Raw genomic sequence first — 18955 nt, forward strand, 5'->3', positions numbered from 1 at the left:
CTAAAGATCAAGAATGGCCTTGATCACGCCCGCCTCGGGGCGCGACCAGGTCTGGAACAGGTGCACGGCATCGCCCAGCGGGCCGCGATGGGTGTTCAGCGCCCGCGTCGGCACGCGGCCGGCCCGCATCTGGGCCACCACCTCGGCGAAATCGTCGGGCTGGGCGTTGCGGCTGGCGATCAGCGTCGCCTCGCGCTTGTGGAACTCGGGGTCCGCAAAGGTGATGCTTTGCGGCACGACCGACAGCAGCACATAGCGCGCGCCATGGGCCAGAAAGCCGAAGCCCTGCTCGATCGGCCCGGGCAGGCCGGTCGCGTCGATCACCACGTCGAACCCGTCGCCCCCGGTCATGCGGGCGATCTCGGCCCCGGCGCCCTCGCCCGCCACCAGGCCCGCATCCGCGCCCAGCCGGTCGGTGGCAAAGTCCAGCCGGTCGCGGCGCATGTCCATGACCGTGACATGCGCGCCGCGCGCCTTGGCAAAGATGATCGCCGACATGCCGATGGGGCCGGCGCCCGTGACCAGCACCCGGTCGCGGTCGGTGATGGCGCCACGTTTGACGCCATGCGCGCCGATGGCCAGGAACTCGATCATCGCGGCATCCTCAAGCGCGATGCCGCCCGTCGGGATCACGTTCTGCACGGAAACCGAGAGCCGTTCCGCCATGCCCCCGTCCGTATGAACGCCAAGCACCCTGATATTGCGGCAGGCGTTGGTCAGCCCCTTGCGGCAGGCCTGGCAGGTGCCACAGGACAGGTAAGGCACGATATAGACCGGGTCGCCGGCTTTCAGCGCCGAACCCTCGGGCGCCTCCTCGACCGTCCCCGAAAGCTCGTGCCCCATGACGCGGGGATAGTCCAGGAACGGATGCTTGCCACCAAAGATGTGAAAATCGGTGCCGCAGATGCCGACATGACGGATGCGGACCAGCACCTCATCGTCCCCCCGCGCGGGGTCGGGCCGTTCGATCAGCGACAGGCTGCCCGGTTCGTTGCAGATCAGCGCCTTCATGCGGCGTTCCTTTTCGATGATGGCCGACAGCATCGGCGCGGGCTGGCCGGTCCAGTCCAGAAAGGCCGCCATACGGCGCTGCACCTTCAGCGCGTGGTTGCCGGCAATGTCGGCGATGCGGTGGTCCAGATAGGGGTTCAGGAACCGCGCCAGGGTGGTTTCGACATAATCGCGCGCCTCGGCGCCCATGCGCTTCGCGGCAAAGCCGGGGATCACCTCACCCTCGTAAAGCGCATCCAGCCGCGCGCGCACACCGGGATCGGCCAGGATCTCGCGCACGGTCTCGTCCGCCGGGCGGTGTTCATCCTGCCAGACCTGCGCCAGCCAGCTGTGGCCCAGGTTCAGGATGTGCAGCTTCAGCCGCTCGTGCAGCTCGATGCTGTCGGCCAGCACGATGGCGGGATGGGTGCAGGGCAGTTCCAGCCCCGGCGCCCGTTCGATGGCCCACAACGCATAGGGCTCGGCCACCGCGCCCACCGGCTCGATGGGTTCGGACACGATGCGGTCGACCAGCGTGTTGGCAAACACCACCCGCGCGTCCAGCCAGTCCAGGAAACCCGGCGCGGTGCCCTTCGCGCAGTCCCGCACCAGCCCGCGCAGGATCGGGCCGTTCCCCTGCACCAGCTCGCAGGGCAGGATGGTCAGGGCCTCGCCGCTGCCGACATAGCGGGCGTGCAGAAGCTGGGCCAGCTTGGCCGGAAAGCTGCGCGCCGGCGCCGCCGCGTCCAGCCCCGTGTCCGACGGGTCCAGCGCATAGCCCGCATCGCCGGTGTTCGAGACGACGAACTGCACCTCGTGCACGAACAGCCGCACGATCTCGGGCCAGTCCGCAGCGACCGACAGGCCGCGTGTCACGCTTTTGACCTGCACCCGGCGTTCGACCGGGGCGCCGTCCTCGAGCCCGCGGATGACGACCGGATAGCCTTCGGCCGCCCCAAAGGCGCGCACCCGGCCCGCCCTCTCGACCGAGCCCGAGGTCTGGACCACGGTGACCGGCGGCACGTCCTGCCCGGCCTCGCGCGCCTCGTGCAGGAACAGGTCGACATGGGCTTGCAGAAAGCGGCTGGTGCCGAATTGCAGGATCATGTCCGACCTCGAAAACCATGAATGGCCGCGTTCACCCGGTCGCGCCACGCCCGGCTTTCGACCAGCGGCGCGGGAAACAGCCCGGGCAGCGCGAAGAAGGGCGCCGACGGATCCTCCTGGGGCATCGCCGCGACCGCCGCCATCAGTTCCGCCGCGCGCGGATCGTCGGCCTGTCCGCGATGCGCCAGCGCCGCGATCCAGACGCCGACCGCATGGGCAAAGGCGTCAGCGCCTTGGGGCAGCGCCTGAACGGCGGGGGCAAGGATGCGCTGGGGCAGCTTCTGGGTCGAATCCATGGCGATCTGGATCGTGCGATGGGCAATGGCCGGGTTGGCAAAGCGGGCGATCAGCTGATCCATATAGGCATCAAGGTCGATGCCGGGAACCGGGTCCAGCGTCGCCGCCGCCGCCTTCATGTGATCGTGAACCTGCGCCGCCAGTTCGGGCACCGCCATCACGTCCCGCACGTAATCCAGCCCGTGCAGGATGCCCAGATGCGCGATCAGCGTGTGCGAGCCGTTCAGCAGCCGCAGCTTCATCTTCTCGTAGGGCTCGACATCCTGGACCATGACCGCGCCGGCGCGGTCCCAGGCAGGACGGCCCTGCGGAAAGCGGTCCTCGATCACCCATTGGATAAAGGGCTCGGTCTCGACCGCCAGGACATCCTCGGCCCCGATCAGGGCGCTCGCGCGGGCGCGGGTTTCGTCGGTCGCGGCGGGCACGATGCGGTCGACCATGCTGCTGGGAAAGGCCACGTTCGCGCCGATCCACAGCGCAAGGTCCGGGTCCAGCGCCTCGGCCAGTTCCAGAACCAGCCGGCGCAGCACGCGCCCGTTCGCCGGCAGGTTGTCGCAGCACAGCACCGTGAATGGCGCGACGCCGGCCTCGCGCCGCCGCCGCAAGCCCTGGACGAGGAAGCCCAGCGGACCGGTCGGGCGATCCGGCCGGGCGAGGTCGGCCGCGACCGAGGGGTGGGTCCGGTCCAGCCCCCCCGTCGCCGGGTCGATGCCATAGGCCTTTTCCGTCACGGTCAGCGTGACCACCCGGATGTCCGGGTCGGCCAGATGCGCCAGCACCGCATCGGACGCTTCGGCCGCGCACAGCCAGCCGCGGGTCACGCCCACGACCAGCGCGCTGTCGCCATTCGCCCCCCGCGTGACAACGGAAAACAGCCCGTCCTGCGCCGCCAGATCCCGCACCACCTGGGCCGAGCGCAGGTTCACCGCGACGATGCCCCAGGGGCCAGGCTCGGCCTCGACGGCGGCCTGGGTCAGGACCGCCTGATGCGCGCGGTGAAACGCACCCAGGCCCAGGTGCAGGATGCCCGGCCGCAGCGCCGCGCGGTCAAAGCCGCGCCAATCCGCCTGCGACAGCCTCATGCCTGCGTCTCCAACTCCGCGGCCCCCAGCCGGGGGTGGCCCAGCGCGCGTTCGATGCCGCGCAGTTCCGCCAGGCCCTTGAGCCGCCCGATGGCCGGATAGCCCGGCTGCGCCCCCCGCGCCAGATCGTCCAGGATTTCCTGCCCGTGGTCGGGACGCATGGGGATCTGGTGATCGGCGCGGCCTTCGGCCTTGCGGCGGCGCTCCTCGGCCAGAAGCGCGGCGACCAGTTCGACCATGTCGGTACCGCCCTCAAGATGCTCGTCCTCATAGAAGGAACAGGGCGTCGTCGCGGCCTCGCGCGTGACATTGCGCAGGTGGACGAAATGGATGCGCGGTCCGAATTCCTGCGCCATCGCCGGCAGGTCGTTGTCGCCCCGCGCCCCCAGCGAGCCCGAGCACAGCGTCACCCCGTTCGCCCGCAGATCGACCTGCCCCAGCATATGGGCATAGTCGTCGCGGGTGGACAGGATGCGCGGCAGCCCCAGCAGCGGCCACGGCGGGTCGTCGGGATGGGCGCAGATGTTGATTCCCGCCTCCTCGGCCACCGGCGCCACCTGTTCCAGGAAATCGACCAGATGGCCGCGCAGCCGGTTCGCGTCGATGCCCTGATAGCTGCGCAGCTTCTCCAGCAGCTGGTCCAGCGTATAGCCGTCGGCCGAGCCGGGCAGGCCCGCGCCGATGTTGCGGCCAAGCTCGGCGATGCGACTGTCGGGCATGTCGGCGAAACGCCGCGCGGCCTCGGCGGCCAAAGCCTCGGGGTAATCCTCGGCGGCGCCCGGGCGCTTCAGGATATGGATGTCGAAGGCCACGAAGTCCGGCAGGTCGAACCGCATCGCCCGCGCGCCCTGGCGCGTCGGCCAGCGCAGGTCGGTGCGGGTCCAGTCCAGCACCGGCATGAAGTTGTAGCAGACCGTGCGGATGCCGCAGTCCGACAGCCGGCGCAACGATTCCTGCCAATTGGCGACATGGGCGCGCCAGTCGCCGGTCTGGGTCTTGATCTCCTCGCTGACGGGGATGCTTTCGACCACCTCCCATTCCAGCCCGCCGGCGCGCACCTCGTCCTGGCGCTGGCGGATGCCCTCGGCCGTCCAGGCGGCGCCGGTGGGCACATGATGCAGGGCGGTGACGATGCCCTGCACCCCGGCCTGCACCGCGTCCTGCACGCTTACCTTGTCCACCGGACCGAACCAGCGCCAGGTGTGTCTCATGCGTCTTCTCCTGCGAATGTCAGTTGCACCTTGCAGGCGATGCTGCGGTCGCCGGCCAGGTCGAAGGCCTCGCGCGCGCGGTCCAGCGGCAGGCTGTGGCTGATGATCGGGCGCACGTCGATGGCACGGCTGCCGATCAGGCGGACGGCCTCGGCGAATTCCTGGTGGAACCGTTGCGAGCCGCGCCAGGTGATTTCCTTGCCGACCAGCGCGTTCAGCGGAATGGTCACATCGCCCGTCACACCCACCTGCACGATCAGCCCGCGCGGCCGGATCGCGGCAAAGGCGGTGCGCAGCGCGGGCCCCGCGGCCGAGCAGTCAAAGATCAGATCGACCTGCCCCTTGCCGTCCTGCAAGGGCTCCAGCGCGGCGGCATCGCGGGCGACGTTGATCGTGGTCCCTGCCCCCATCGCACGGGCGCGTTCCAGCGCGGCATCGGTCAGGTCGGTGACGATCACGTCCCGCGCCCCGGCATGGCGCAGCGCGGCCAGCACCAGCAGGCCGATGGGTCCAGCCCCCGTCACCATGACCCGCAATGCCGACAGATCGGGCCGCAGTTCGGTGGCCTGCGCGACGGCATGCAGGCAGACCGCCAGCGGCTCGGCGCAGGCCGCCTCTGCGGCGCTTACCCCCTCCGGAAAGGCATGGACCTGCCGGGCCGGCACCACGAACAGGTCGCGGAACATACCCTGTTCATGCGGCAGCCGCATGGCCGAGCCGATGAAATGCATGTCCAGGCAATGGATCGGCAGGCCCTTTTGGCAATAGTCGCAGTTCCCGCAGGGCTGGGACGGGCTGATCGCGACCAGCGTACCTGGCGCCAGATCCACCCCTGCACCCGCCTCGACCACATGCCCCGAGGCCTCGTGCCCTGAAATGATCGGCTCGCGCACCCGGACCGGACCAAAGCCGCCGTCCTGGTAATAGTGCAGGTCCGATCCGCAGATCCCGCCCGCCGCCATCGCCAGCAGCACCTCGCCCGGGCCGGGGCGGCCAACCTCCTGTTCCTCGACCCTCAGGTCCCGCGCGCCGTAAAGACGCGCCACACGCGTGCGCATAGCCCAAAGCCTTCCTTGTTGCCCAAATACCCATGCGACGGCAGCCGCAGTCGCATGGGCCGGTTTTCTTGCCCTAGCGGATCAGACCCAGCTTGGTCGGCAGCCACAGGCTGATCGAGGGGATGAAGGTGATCAGCAGCAGCGCGATGAACAGCGGGATCATCCAGGGCAGGATGGCCAGCGCCGTGCGCTCGACCGACATCCTGGAAATCCGCGACAGCACGAACAGGACCATCCCCACCGGCGGCGTCAGCAGGCCGATCATCAGGTTCAGCGTCACGATCAGGCCCAGGTGCACCGGGTCGATGCCATAGCGCGCCGCGACCGGCAGCAGGATCGGCACCAGGATCGAGATCGCGGCGATGGTGTCCAGGAACGCCCCCACGATCAGCAGGATGACGTTCACGATGATCAGGAAGGTCCACCAGTTGTCGGTCAGCGCGAACATCGCGTCCGAGAACAGCTGCGCCGCCTGGCTGACCGTCAGAAGCCAGGCAAAGATCGAGGCCGCGGTGACGATGAACAGGACCGAGGCCGTGGTCTCGATCGTGTCGAAGCTGGCCTTGGCCAGGCTGCGCAGCGTCATCGTGCGATAGCGCACCAGACCCAGGAACAGCGACCATAGCACGGCGGCGACGGCGGCCTCGGTCGGCGTGAACCAGCCCATGGTCATGCCGCCGATCAGCAGCACCGGCGCCATCAGCGCCATGACCGCATGCCAGTCGAAATACCAGTCCAGCCCGATCAGCGCGGCCAGCCCGATCAGCACCGCAATATTGACCGACAGGCCCAGCAGCGTCAGGATATAGACCGCCACCGGAAAGGACAGCACGATCACCACCTCGAGCGTGGCGGCCAGCAGTTCCTTCAGGTCGAAGGGCGTGTCCGAGCCCCAGCCCTTGGCGCGGGCAAAGACATAGACCGTCGCCATCATCAGCAGCGTCATCACCACGCCGGGCACGATCCCGGCCATGAAAAGCGCCCCGATCGAGGCATTGGCCATCATCCCGTAGATCACGAAGGGCAGCGAGGGCGGAAAGATCGGCCCCAGCGTGGCCGAGGCGGCGGTGACGCCGACCGCGGCCTCGACCGGATAGCCGTGGTCCTTCATCGCCTTGATCTCGATGGTGCCGATCCCGGCGGCGTCGGCCAGCGCGGTGCCCGACATGCCCGAAAACACCACCGAGCCGATGATGTTGACCTGCGCCAGGCCCCCTTTCATCCAGCCGACCAGCGACAGGGCAAAGTGATAGATGCGGCCGGTGACGCCCGCGATGTTCATCAGGTTGCCCGCCAGGATGAAGAAGGGCACCGCGATCAGCGGAAAGCTCTCGACCCCCGCGATCATGCGCTGCGCGGCGATGATGTCGGGCGCGACATTGTAGGTCAGCAGATAGGCCAGCGAGGCCACCGCCATGGACACGGCCACGGGCACGCCCACGACCATCAGCAGAAGGAAGGATCCGATCAGAAGCAGCATGGGTCAGACTCCGGTCGCGCCATGATCGGCGGCGTTTTCGCGGCAGGTCTTTTCGCCCCGCATGTCCTTGATGAAGTTCTGCACACCGCGCAGCAGCATCAGGACGAAGGCGACGAAGACGGTGTAGAAGACGATGCCCCGCGGCAGGTCGACGGTGACCATGCGCTCGCTTCCGACGATGCCGATATAGCGCCACATCAGCCAGGCCATATAGCCGAAAAAGCCGATGCTGATGATGTCGACGGCGGTCTCGAAGCGGCGGCGGACAGGGCGGGACATGAAGTTGTAAAGCAGGTCGACGGCGATGTGGCGGCACATGCGCACGCACATCGCGGCCCCCAGGAACACCACGACCACCAGGCAGTTCGCGGCGATCTCCTCGGTCCAGGCCAGGCTGTTGTTCAGCGCATAGCGGGTGAAGAACTGCAGGAAGATGCACAGCGCCATCCCCCAGAAGACCGCCAGCGTCAGCCAGTCCTCGACGGAATAGGGCGACAGGTCGACCGGGCCGGTGTCGTCCTCGAAGGCATGCGCCATCTCTTCCACGCTCAGCAGCGTGTGATCTTGGTCGGCCATTGCGTTAGCTCCAGATTGTCGGGGAAAGGCCCGGTGCCCGCCCTGGGGCGCCGGGCCGGCGGATCACTGCACCGCGCGGATGTCTTCCCAGTCCTTGAGGTTATAGCCGAAGGATTCGACCGGCTGCTGTTCCAGCACCGTCCTTTCGAAATCGGCCTTGTCGACCTCGGTCACGGTCAGGCCCATGCCCTTGAACTTGTCGACCAGCGCGGCCTCGCGCTCCTCGACGATCTTGGTGGCGCGTTCGGCGGCCTCGAGCATCACCTCCGAGAAGATCTGCTTGTCCTCGTCCGACAGGCTGGCCCACAGGGTCTGGGACACGACCGTGTTCAGGTGGTCGACGATATGGCCGGTCAGGGCGATGTTCTTCTGCACCTCGTAGAACTTCTTGGCCTCGATGGTGGTCAGCGGGTTTTCCTGCGCGTCCACCGTGCCGTTCTGCAAGGCCAGATAGACCTCGGCAAAGGCGATGGGGGTGGTGTTGGCGCCGCAGGCGCGCGGCATCGCCAGATAGGCCGGCACGTCCGGCACCCGCATCTTGACGCCGTTCAGGTCGGCGCAGGTCTTGATTTCCTTGTTCGCCGTGGTGTGGCGGGTGCCGTAATAGGTCACGGCGGTGATGTGGTTGCCCGAGGCCTCCTCATAGCCCTGCGCAAGCCGCTTGAAGACATCGCTTTTGGTGTAGGCGATCAGGTGCGAGGGGTCGCGGAAGATATAGGGATAGTAGGTCACGCCGATCGGCTTGTAGTCGCGCGACGCAAAGCTCGAGCCCGAGATGATGATGTCCACGGTCCCAAGCCGCAGGCCCTGGTTCAGGTCCGCCTCCTTGCCCAGCTGCGAGGCCGGGAACACGTCGATCTTGTAGCGGCCGTCGGTGCGCTTGGCGATTTCCTCGGCCGCCCAGACGGATTCGGTGTGGAACGGCTCGGACGTCTCATAGACATGGGCCCATTTCAGGGCGGTCTGGGCCTGGGCCACGGCGGCGCTGGCCATCAGCGCGGCCGCCCCCAGGATGGTCTTGATGGTGAACTTCATGCTTATCCTCCCATGAGCATCGTTCGTCTTTCGGTGGTCTGCTAGTCCGGCTCGACCAGCAGGCTTTCGGTAAATCGGCGTTGCGATTCCGTCAGATGGTGGCGCATCGCCTCGCGCGCGGCGGCCGGATCGGCATCGGCGATGGCGTCGCGGATCGCGCCATGTTCCGAAATCGCCAGCCGCCAGGTGCGCGGCCCCTCGAAATGGGCCGAGAAGCGGGCGAAGATCGGCGTCAGGCGGCGTTCGAACGTGGTGGCGGTGAAATTCGCCAGCAGCGCGTTGCCCGTGGCCTGGGCAATCTCGACGTGAAAGGCGCAATCAAGCCGGATGGCCTGCATCCGGTCGTGCACGGCCGCCGTCATGCCGGCCAGATGATCGTCCAGACGGGCAATCACCGCCGGGGTGACATGGCGGGCAGCCTCTTCGGCGATGGCGGATTCGATGATGCAGCGCGCGCTGAGCAGCTCCATCGGCCCCTCGACCTCAAGCTCGGGCGCGGCCGCAGCGCCGGTCCGGACATAGATGCCCGAGCCCATGCGAATCTCGACCCGGCCCTCGACCTCCAGCGCGATCAGCGCCTCGCGCAGCGACGGGCGCGACACGCTGAGCTGTTCGGCCAGGTCGCGTTCGGACGGCAGCCGGGCGCCGGGGCCCAGGCCCTGCCGGGCGACAAGCGCAAGGATCTGGTCGGCCACCTGCCGATATTGCCGGCGGGGCCTGGGCTCGGTCTGCATGGCTTTCCCCCTGGGCGCGCCGCCTCCTCGCGGCACGCGGTCAACTGGTTTGACCAATTACGACGATAAGAAGCTTGCAGGGATTCGGTCAAGCAGATTTTCACGCTTTGGCGATTATCTGGTCAGGCCAGTTCCGCCAGCCCGTAGTGCGCGGCCAGATCGCGGAACCCCTGCGCCGTCGCCGGGTCCAGGACCACGCCGTTCCGCCGCCGTTCGTCCGCCACGCGCCATTCGCGGTCGCCGGGCGCCATGACCTGGCATCCCTCGCGCGCGGGGGATTGGCGCAGCACGTCCAGATAACGCGTCATTCCCGCCTCGAACGCCTCGCGGTCCAGGAACGCCTCGGGCTTCAGGGCCAGGACGAAGGCGCCCATGCCGCGCGGCGTTGCGAAATCCGGGCCCCCCATGGGCGGAATGTCGAAGCTGAGCTTCATGCCCGACAGCACCGCGCTGAAGATTTCCGCCACCCCCGCCAGCGCTGCGCCCTTGAAGCCGAAGGCTCCGCCCAAGGGCGCCAGCATGTCGGCAAGGCTTGCGTCGCGCGTATCGACCCCCTGGGCATCGGACGCCGTCGCCTCGGGCAGTTCGATCCCAAGGCTTTGATAAAGCTGAACGCGGTTATAGGGGATGGCACTGGTCGCCATGTCCAGAAGCCACGGCTCCTGCCCCGGTGCGGGGACGGCGACGGCAATGGGATTGGTGCCGTGAAAGCGCATCGCACCGTCATGCAGCCGCACGAAACTGTCCGAGTTGCAAAAGGTCAGGCCGATCAGCCCTGCCCGCGCCGCCTCGATCGCATAGGCCCCGGCGGGACCGAAATGCGAGGAGTTGCGGATCGACACCGCGCCCAGGCCGAACTGGTTCGCCAGGGCGACCGCGCGGGTCATGCCGTGATAGGCCCCGACCGCGCCCTGGGCGTGATCGGCGTCCCAGACCTCGACCGCGCCGAAACCGCCCACCTGGCGCAGCGCCGGGTTCCGGTTCAGCCGGCCGCCCTGCAAGGCCTTGATGTAGTGGGGTAGAAGCCGGATTCCGTGACTATCCACCCCCAGCGTCGTGCCGTGCATCATCGCCCGCGTCGCGGCATCGGCCGTCGCCGCGTCCGCGCCTGCCGCCAGAAAGGCCGAGCGGCTGAAACGCTCCAGATCCTGCAATGCGATACGCGGCTGTTCAGACATGGCGCCCCCCTTTGATGTCCCGTGCACACACTAGACATCGATTGCCGATGGCACAATTGCTTTCGTCGGGCCGCTTGGGCATCGTGGCCCAAAGGATCGCCCGATGAACCAAGCCTCTGTTGCGCCCCCCCTTTACCGCCAGGCCAGCGAAGCCCTGGCGCAGGACATAGCCCAGGGGCTTCTGCCTGCGGGCGAGGCGCTGACCCAACTGGGCATCGCCCGTCGCTTTGGCATCAGCCGTGCCCCCGCCCGCCGCGCGCTTGAGGAACTGGCCCGGGCAGGCATGCTGCGCCGCGCGCCCTCGGGGCGGTTCGAGGTGGTGGGTGCGCCCGCCTCCGCCACCCCGCGCCCCGCCGCCCCGACCGTCCTGACCCAGCAGCCCGCCTGGGAGCGGCTTTACCCCGAGATCGAGCTTGCCATCATTTCGCATGCCTCGCTGGCAAGCTGGCGCGTGAACGAGGCGATGCTGGCCCGCCATCATGGCGTCAGCCGCACTGTCGCCCGCGACGTGATGGGCCGCCTGCAGCAGCGCGGCATCGTGCGCAAGGACGACAGCGGCCGCTGGCTCGCCCCGGCGCTGACAGCCGACCACATGAACGAGCTTTACGAACTGCGCTGGCTGCTCGAGCCGGTGGCGATGGAAAAGGCCGTGCCCCATCTGCCGCCCGGCTTTCTGGACGTGATGGAGGACGAGTTGCGCCAGGCGATCAAGCGCGGCGCCGCCCTGGACGGCGCGGTGCTGGACCGGCTTGAACAGCGGCTGCATGTCGAGTTGCTGGGCCACTGCGGCAACGGCGCTCTGATGCAGGCGATCGGCCTGCCCCAGGCGCTGCTGGTCGCGCATCACTTCCTTTATGCCCTGACGCTGGAGCTGTTCGGGACCGAGCCCTTTCTGGGCGAGCATCTGGAAATCGTGCGCCTGCTGAAGGCCGGCGACATCGCCGGGGCCAAGGCGGCGCTGGTCGCGCATCTGCGCATTTCGCGCCGCCGCGCCCTGCTGCGGATCGAGGCGGTGCAGGACATGATCCAGCCCGACCCCCTGCCCTGGCTGGATCGCGTCTAGGCCCTAGCCCGTGGGCCGCAGCGCCGCGATCAGGTCGTGGAAACGGTCGCCCTGCACGATGACATGGTCGCGCAGCGCCCGCGCCGCGCCATCGGCATCGCCGGCCCGGATCATCGCCACCACCGCGTCATGTTCGGCAAAGGACCGGGCCATCCGGTTCCTGACCTGCAGCTGCATCCGGCGATAGGGTTGCAGCATCGCATGCAGCCGCGACGCCTCCTGCTCGAGGAAGGCGTTGTGGGTGGCGCGATAGATGCAGTGATGAAAGTCGGAATTGCGGGCATAATAGGCCTCGACCTCGCCCGCCTCGGCCAGGCGGCGGCATTCGGCATGAACGGCCTCGAACGCTTCCAGTTCGGCCTCGGTGATGCGGCGTGCTGCCAGCCGGCCGCAGGTCGCCTCGACCTCGGCCATCACCTCGAAGCGCTCGGCCAGTTCGCTGGGGCTCCATTCGGTGACAAAGGTGCCCCGTTTGGGCACGACGCGCACCAGGCCCGAGGCTTCCAGCTGGTGGATCGCCTCGCGGATCGGGGTGCGGGATACGTCGAATTCGCGCTCCAGCGCCTCGGGGTCCAGGCGCGCGCCGGGGGCGTAGATGCCCTGGACGATGGCATTCTCCAGTGCGTTTCGGATGCGGAGCGTGTTCGGAATCGTCGCCATGGTCCCTCCTTGCGGTTCAAAGATAGACAGCTCCGCATGATTCATCCATGCCACTCTCTGTTATATACAACAGGCGAAGCCAAGCGTATAACAGCCAGAAGAGGATTCGCCGGCTTGGGAGGGCCGGCCCACCCCCTGAGGTTTGCAAGGAGAGGAGCCGCGCATGACCCCACACCTGATTTCGATCTATGCCCTGATGGCGATGTTCGTCGTCGCCACGATCTGGCCCATCAACATGGGCGTGCTGGCCTTTGTCGGCGCCTTCCTGGTCGGCACGCTGATGGCCGGCCAGACCACCAAGGAGATCATCGCGGGCTTTCCGGGCGGGCTGTTCCTGACCCTGGTCGGCATCACCTGGCTGTTCGCCCTGGCCCAGAACAACGGCACCATCGACTGGCTGGTGCGCATGGCGGTGCGCGCGGTCAAGGGCCGCATCGCCGCGATCCCGTGGATCATGTTCGGCATTTCCGCCATGCTGACGGCCGTGGGCGCAGTCAGCCCCGGCGCTGTCGCCATCGTCGCGCCCATCGCGCTGGGCTTTGCATTCCGCTATCACATCTCGCCCCTGCTGATGGGCCTGATGGTGGTCCATGGCGCGCAGGCCGGGGGCTTTTCGCCGATCAGCATCTATGGCGGCATCACCAACGGCGTGGTCCAGAAGGCCGGCCTGCCTCTGTCGGAGATGACCACCTTCGCCGCCAGCTTCCTGGTCAATGCCGGCGTGGCGCTGATCCTGTTCATGGTGCTGGGCGGGCGGCGCCTGATGCAGATGCGCAGCGACACGGTCGAGGCGGTCGCCGTCCCCCATGTGGAAATCGCCCGCCCCGCCACCGGCCCCCAGATCTTTGGCGACAGCGAGGCCGAGGCCCTGTCGCGCCGCATCGGCGAGGAAGGCGGCGGCACCTCGAACCGCCTGGTCGCCGAGGTCGAGGAAGGCGACCAGCCCGACGGCACCCCTTATCAGATCGTGACGCTGCTGGGGCTTTTGGCGCTGGCGGTGCTGGTGCTGGCCTTCAACCTGGACATCGGCTTTGTCGCGCTGACCATCGGCCTTGGGCTGGCGCTCTGGGCGCCAACCATGCAGAAACGCGCCATGGCCCAGGTCGCCTGGCCCGAGATCATGCTGATCACCGGCGTGTCGACCTATGTCGCGGTGCTCGAACACATGGGCACCATCGACTTTGTGGGCGACAGCGTGGCGGGCATGGCCTCGCCCATGCTGGCGGCCTTGATGCTGTTCTTCATCGGGGCGGTGGTGTCGGCCTTTGCCTCGTCCACGGCGGTGCTGGGGTCGCTGATCCCGCTGGCGGTGCCCTTCCTGCAGGCCGGCACCGGCGTCGGCGCCATCGGCTTCATCGCCGGCATGGCGGTCGCATCGACCATCGTGGATGTCAGCCCCTTCTCGACCAACGGCGCGCTGGTGCTGGCCAATTCGCGCGGCGTCGACCGGCAGGCGTTCTTCCGCCAGCTGCTGAGCTATGGTGCGCTGGTCACGGTGCTCGCGCCCGTGGTGCTGTGGCTGATCTTTGTCCTGCTGCCGGGTTGATCCCGGCAGTCCAATCCGAACGGAGGCTCGTGACATGAAACCCGAAACCCAGCGCGACCCAGGCCGCGCGCCCCGCCCCGCCTTTCTGGCCGAGCTGTTCGAATCCCTGACTGACCGTACCCGCCGCCTTTGGGGACGAAGCGGGGCCGAAAGCCCGGCGGTCGAGGCGCCCGACCTGTCAGAACTGGGCGAGGCGCTGTTGTCGCGGCGGGGCGAGGCCTCGGGCGTCGCCATCGCCCGCGAGATGCTGGCCGCGTTCGACCGGGCCGACCCGGGCCAGCGGCTGGCGTTCCTGCAAAACCTGGCCGACCGCTTTGGCCCCGATCCCGCGTCGGTGGCCAGGGCCCTGGCCGCTGTCGAACGCGACCCGGAAGGTGTCGAGGCGGTCGAGGCGCTGCACGCGGCCAGCGAGCCGCGCCGGCAGGAGCTGCTGCGCCGCCTGAACCTGGCCCCCGGCGGCACCACCGCGCTGGTCCGCATGCGCGAGGAACTGTTGCGCCACCTGCGGGACGATCCTGCGCTGCGCCGGGTGGACAGCGATTTCGCCCATCTGTTCGCGTCCTGGTTCAACCGCGGTTTCCTGGTGCTGCGCCACATCGACTGGAACACCCCGGCCAGCATCCTGGAAAAGATCATCCGCTATGAGGCGGTGCACGCCATCCGGAACTGGGACGACCTGAGGAACCGCCTGCAACCGACCGACCGGCGCTGCTATGGCTTCTTTCACCCCCAGCTGGTCGACGAGCCGCTGATCTTTGTCGAGGTCGCGCTGACCCGCGAGATCCCGGACAATGTGGCGGGCCTGCTGGATCTGGACCGCAAGCCCATCGCCGCCGAGGCGGCGGATACGGCGGTGTTCTATTCCATCTCGAACACGCAGCGTGGGCTGGCGGGCGTCAGCTTCGGCAATTTCCTGATCAAGCAGGTGGTCGAGGAACTCAAGGCCGAACTGCCCGAGATCAAGACCTTCGTCACCCTGTCGCCGGTTCCGGGCTTTGCCGCATGGCTTTCCGCCCAGCGCAAGGACGAGAATTCGGAACTGGTCAGCCCCGACCAGCGCATCGCCTTTGCGACGCTGGACGATCCCGGCTGGCACCTGGACCCGGCCCGCGCCGAGGCGCTGCGCGAACCGCTGCTGGCGGCCGCCGCGACCTATTTCCTGGCCGCGCGCGACGCCAAGGGCCGGGTGATCGACCCGGTCGCCCGCTTTCACCTGGGCAATGGCGCCCGGCTGGAACGCCTGAACTTCCTCGGCGACGTTTCGGCCAACGGGCTGAAGCAGTCGCACGGGCTGATGGTCAACTATCTGTATGATCTGGGCCGGATCGAGGCCAATCACGAGGGCTTTGCCGAACGGGGCGCTGTCGCCGCCTCGGACAGCGTGAAACGCGCCCTTCCCCAACCGAACGCCTGAGCAAAGGACAATCCCCATGAGCGAGAATCTTTTCGACATCCTGCAAGGCGGCATTTCCGACCCGCAGGCTACCGCCATCGAGACGCTTTCGGGCGAACGCATCGCCTACGCCGATCTGGTGGCCCGGACCGGCCGCTGGGCCAATGCGCTGACCGGCCTTGGCGTTCAGCCCGGCGACCGGGTGGCCGTGCAGGTCGAGAAGTCGGTCGAGGCGATCATCCTGTATCTCGCCACCGCGCGGGCGGGGGCGGTGTTCCTGCCGCTGAACACCGGCTATACCCCGACCGAGATCGACTATTTCGTGGGCGACGCCCGCCCCCGCGTCTTTGTCTGCGACCCGTCCCGGGCCGAGGTGCTGGCGCCGGTCGCCGAAAAGGCGGGCGCGGCGCTGGTCACGCTGGGTGCGGACGGCAAGGGTACGCTGGCCGACGCGGCGGATGCCGCAAGCCCCGATTTCGCCACCGTTCCGCGCCAGGCCAACGACCTGGCCGCGCTGCTTTACACCTCGGGCACCACCGGGCGCAGCAAGGGCGCGATGCTGACGCATGGCAACCTGGTGTCGAACACCCGCGCGCTGCAACAGGCCTGGCGCTATTCGGCCGATGACGTGCTGATCCACGCACTGCCGATCTTTCACACGCACGGGCTGTTCGTCGCGACCAATGTGACGCTGTTTTCCGGCGCCAGCATGATCTTCCTGCCGAAATTCGACGTGGACCGCATCTTTGAACTGATGGGCCGGGCCACGGTGCTGATGGGCGTTCCGACCTTTTACGTCCGGCTGCTGCAAGACGACATGCTGACGGCGGAAAACACCCGGCACATGCGGCTGTTCGTGTCGGGTTCGGCCCCCCTGCTGGCGGAAACCCATCGCGAATGGCAGGCCCGCACCGGCCACGCCATCCTGGAACGCTATGGGATGACGGAAACCAACATGAACGCCTCGAACCCCTATGACGGCGACCGGGTCGCAGGGACCGTGGGCATGCCCCTGCCGGGGGTTCAGATCATCGTGACCGATCCCGAAACCGGCACTGAGCTGCCGCAGGGCGAAATCGGCATGATCGAGGTGCGCGGCCCGAACGTCTTCAAGGGCTATTGGCAGATGCCGGAAAAGACCGCCGCCGAACTGCGCGAGAACGGCTTCTTCATCACCGGCGATCTGGGCAAGTTCGACGAACGCGGCTATCTGCACATCGTGGGGCGCGGCAAGGACCTCATCATCACCGGCGGCTACAACGTCTATCCCAAGGAAATCGAGACCGAGATCGACGCCCTGCCCGGCGTCACCGAAAGCGCGGTGATCGGACTGCCGCATCGCGATTTCGGCGAAGGCGTGACGGCGGTTGTCGTCCCGAGCGGCACCCTGCCCCTGACCGAGGCGGACGTGCTGCACCCGCTCGAGACGCGGCTTGCCCGCTTCAAGCTGCCCAAGCGGGTGATGTTCGTCGATGAACTGCCCCGCAACACCATGGGTAAGGTGCAAAAGAACCTGCTGCGCGACCGCTTTGCCGGGCTTTACGACCCGCAGGACGCCTGAGCCGGCATCGGAGGGCCGGGCGTCCGCACCGGCCCCTTTTCCCGGCCCTGCATCCAATTCGATTTTTCGGCCAAAGGCTTGGCCCTGCAAGGGCTTGGCCGCGACGGCCTGCGAATGTTCCGGCGGCAATCTGGCGCGTCGGACGCCGTCATGTTAGTTAACGGTTGCCAAGGCCGCCGGGGCACCCCGGGGCACCCTGGCAGGGCAAGCGACAGGACGGAGGGCCTTGATGGCACCCCAGCACGCCACCGCGACGACGGACGAGGACCGACCCCTGCTGCCGGTGCTGATCCCGGGGCTGGACGGCGGCTTCCGCCTGGCGCCCGGTTCCGAGGGCGCCCCCCATGACCTCGCCCCCGACCTGGTGCCGGCGGCCAGTCTGTCGGCGGTCGTGGCATCCGACCATCCCGACCAGCGGCTTCAGCTTTACCAGTTCATCGCGACCTATCGCGCCACGCGCGGGGCGAAATGCTATCTGCGCTTCAAGTCCTTCCCCGCCGTTGTCGAACAGTTCGAGTTTTCGCGTCGCACCCCCACTGTCGGCGGCCGGGTGCTGCTGTCGGGCGCCTCGGCCCTGCGGATGCGGACCCGCACGATCAAGCGCATCGCGGGCCGCAAGGTGACCGAACCCGCCCACGAGGCCTGGCTGCTGGCCGGCAAGGCGCGCAAGAAATCGGTGCCCGTCCTGTCCCCCGCCCGGTGGGAGGCGGCCAAGGACCTGCCCTTTCTGGTCGAGGCGCGGAACTTTTTCAACTTCTACCATTTCACGACCGAGACGCTGATCTATCTGCAGATGTATCGCGACTATGGTCTGCGGGGGCCGATCCTGCTGCTGTCGGGCAGCAACCGGCCCCTCAAGCCCTTCATCCGCAGGCTGGTCGAGGATTTCTATCCCGAGCTTGCCGACCGGGTGGAATATGAAACCCGCCGGACGCAGTTCGACCGCGCCATCCTGCCCTTCAACACCAACCATCTGTATCACCTGTCGACCCCGGCCATGATGCCCGATGTCGAACCCCAGGCCGGCCTGGGCAGTCCCGACCAGCCCGGGCACCTGCGCGAGCCGACGCTGGCGAATTACAAGACGCTGTATAACAACAGCCTGGACGAATATGTCGTCCGCCACCGCGAGGCGGCCCTGACCCTGGCCGCGACCCGCAGCACGGCGACGCGGTTCTATGTCGGCCGCAAGCCGGGCGCCTCGAAGGACCGCGGCCTGGCCGGCGAGGCCGAGCTGGTGGCGATGCTGTCGCGCCACGGCTTCGAGACCGTCTATTTCGAGGACCTGAGCCCCCGGGAGCAGGCCGGCATCGCCAACCGGGCCGAGGTGCTGGTCTCGGCCCACGGGGCGGGCTTTGCGAACATGCTGTATGCCCGGCCGGGCAGCCATTTCATCGAACTGAGCCATCTTCAGACCGCGCGCCATCGCCTTGGCGATTTCAACATGCACGCCGCCGCCTCGGGGGCGCATCACCTGCATTTCTTCGTCGACCACGATTACAACGGCGACGACGACGCGGTGCCCGACATCGACCGCGACGGCCATACCGGGGTGGCGATGTCGCCCGCCTCGATCGACCGGCTGGAGGGGCTGGTGGCCATCGTGACCGATGTGCCGGCCTATCAGGAGTTCTTTTCCAGGCTGGCCGACCTGGTGCGCCGGGGCGAAGGCGCGGCCGCCGTGGCCCTGGCGCGGGAGCATCCGCTGTATCTGCGCGGCTGCGCCAGAACCTGCGCCGCCGCGGCCCAGGGGGCCGAGATCGCGGGCGACACGGCCCAGGCCATCGCCCTGCTGCGCGATGCGGTCGCACTTGCCCCATTCCGCGCCGATTTTCACCGCCGGCTGATCGCCCTGTGCGAGGCTGCGGGCGACGGCGCGGGTGCTGGAGCTGCCCGTGCGCTGCATGAACAGTTCGGCCGTTATCGCTGGATGCGCTGGCACCGCGCGGTCAGCGGCGCGACGATCCTTCAGGCCCGCGACTAG

The 18955-nt window shown here is 67.9% G+C and carries 15 protein-coding genes; 5 read left to right on the forward strand and 10 right to left on the reverse strand.

The features are described from left to right. The 9 genes from BU28_RS26000 to BU28_RS0103015 form a co-directional block, all read right to left on the reverse strand. Complete coding sequence (locus BU28_RS26000) at positions 1 to 2097, reverse strand: alcohol dehydrogenase catalytic domain-containing protein (RefSeq protein ID WP_198944916.1); 2097 nt, start codon at positions 2095 to 2097, stop codon at positions 1 to 3. Next, complete coding sequence (locus BU28_RS0102980; RefSeq protein ID WP_028718125.1) at positions 2094 to 3476, reverse strand: mannitol dehydrogenase family protein; 1383 nt, start codon at positions 3474 to 3476, stop codon at positions 2094 to 2096. The genes BU28_RS26000 and BU28_RS0102980 overlap by 4 nt, the downstream gene beginning before the upstream one ends. Next, positions 3473 to 4687: a mannonate dehydratase gene (gene uxuA, locus BU28_RS0102985; protein WP_028718126.1), complete on the reverse strand. Its 1215-nt coding sequence runs from the start codon at positions 4685 to 4687 to the stop codon at positions 3473 to 3475. Before uxuA ends, BU28_RS0102980 begins: the two co-directional genes overlap by 4 nt. Next, positions 4684 to 5745: an L-idonate 5-dehydrogenase gene (locus BU28_RS0102990; RefSeq protein WP_028718127.1), complete on the reverse strand. Its 1062-nt coding sequence runs from the start codon at positions 5743 to 5745 to the stop codon at positions 4684 to 4686. The genes uxuA and BU28_RS0102990 overlap by 4 nt, the downstream gene beginning before the upstream one ends. A 73-nt stretch (positions 5746 to 5818) precedes the next feature. Beyond that, the gene (locus BU28_RS0102995) at positions 5819 to 7225 is read right to left on the reverse strand and encodes a TRAP transporter large permease (protein ID WP_028718128.1); all 1407 of its coding nucleotides are present in this window, start codon (positions 7223 to 7225) and stop codon (positions 5819 to 5821) included. A gap of 3 nt (positions 7226 to 7228) precedes the next feature. Next, positions 7229 to 7801, reverse strand: a complete 573-nt coding sequence (locus BU28_RS0103000) for a TRAP transporter small permease (RefSeq protein ID WP_028718129.1) — start codon at positions 7799 to 7801, stop codon at positions 7229 to 7231. 63 nt (positions 7802 to 7864) lie between these two features. Beyond that, complete coding sequence (locus tag BU28_RS0103005) at positions 7865 to 8836, reverse strand: sialic acid TRAP transporter substrate-binding protein SiaP (protein ID WP_028718130.1); 972 nt, start codon at positions 8834 to 8836, stop codon at positions 7865 to 7867. Positions 8837 to 8877: 41 nt separating this feature from the next. After that, positions 8878 to 9570 (reverse strand): FadR/GntR family transcriptional regulator, encoded by a 693-nt coding sequence (locus BU28_RS0103010; RefSeq protein ID WP_028718131.1) that lies wholly within the window; start codon positions 9568 to 9570, stop codon positions 8878 to 8880. 122 nt (positions 9571 to 9692) lie between these two features. Further along, the gene (locus BU28_RS0103015) at positions 9693 to 10748 is read right to left on the reverse strand and encodes an Ldh family oxidoreductase (RefSeq protein WP_028718132.1); all 1056 of its coding nucleotides are present in this window, start codon (positions 10746 to 10748) and stop codon (positions 9693 to 9695) included. Positions 10749 to 10851: 103 nt separating this feature from the next. On the opposite strand from BU28_RS0103015, the gene BU28_RS21890 reads away from it, so the two are divergent. Beyond that, on the forward strand, positions 10852 to 11811 hold the full coding sequence (locus BU28_RS21890) for a GntR family transcriptional regulator (protein ID WP_051577690.1): 960 nt from the start codon (positions 10852 to 10854) through the stop codon (positions 11809 to 11811). A gap of 3 nt (positions 11812 to 11814) precedes the next feature. On the opposite strand, the gene BU28_RS0103025 is transcribed toward BU28_RS21890, so the two are convergent. Continuing rightward, complete coding sequence (locus BU28_RS0103025; protein WP_028718133.1) at positions 11815 to 12471, reverse strand: GntR family transcriptional regulator; 657 nt, start codon at positions 12469 to 12471, stop codon at positions 11815 to 11817. A gap of 163 nt (positions 12472 to 12634) precedes the next feature. Here BU28_RS0103025 and BU28_RS0103030 point away from each other — a divergent pair, with 163 nt between their 5' ends. The 4 genes from BU28_RS0103030 (at position 12635) to BU28_RS0103045 (ending at position 18955) form a co-directional block, all read left to right on the forward strand. Next, positions 12635 to 14017 carry an SLC13 family permease gene (locus BU28_RS0103030; protein ID WP_028718134.1) on the forward strand — a complete coding sequence of 461 codons (1383 nt, stop codon included), beginning with the start codon at positions 12635 to 12637 and terminating at the stop codon, positions 14015 to 14017. A gap of 34 nt (positions 14018 to 14051) precedes the next feature. After that, complete coding sequence (locus tag BU28_RS0103035) at positions 14052 to 15431, forward strand: malonyl-CoA decarboxylase (protein WP_036761821.1); 1380 nt, start codon at positions 14052 to 14054, stop codon at positions 15429 to 15431. Positions 15432 to 15447: 16 nt separating this feature from the next. After that, positions 15448 to 16971 carry a malonate--CoA ligase gene (locus BU28_RS0103040; RefSeq protein ID WP_028718136.1) on the forward strand — a complete coding sequence of 508 codons (1524 nt, stop codon included), beginning with the start codon at positions 15448 to 15450 and terminating at the stop codon, positions 16969 to 16971. 229 nt (positions 16972 to 17200) lie between these two features. Further along, positions 17201 to 18955: a glycosyltransferase family 61 protein gene (locus BU28_RS0103045; protein WP_028718137.1), complete on the forward strand. Its 1755-nt coding sequence runs from the start codon at positions 17201 to 17203 to the stop codon at positions 18953 to 18955.

Source organism: Paracoccus yeei ATCC BAA-599 (assembly GCF_000622145.1).
GTDB classification, from domain to species: domain Bacteria; phylum Pseudomonadota; class Alphaproteobacteria; order Rhodobacterales; family Rhodobacteraceae; genus Paracoccus; species Paracoccus yeei.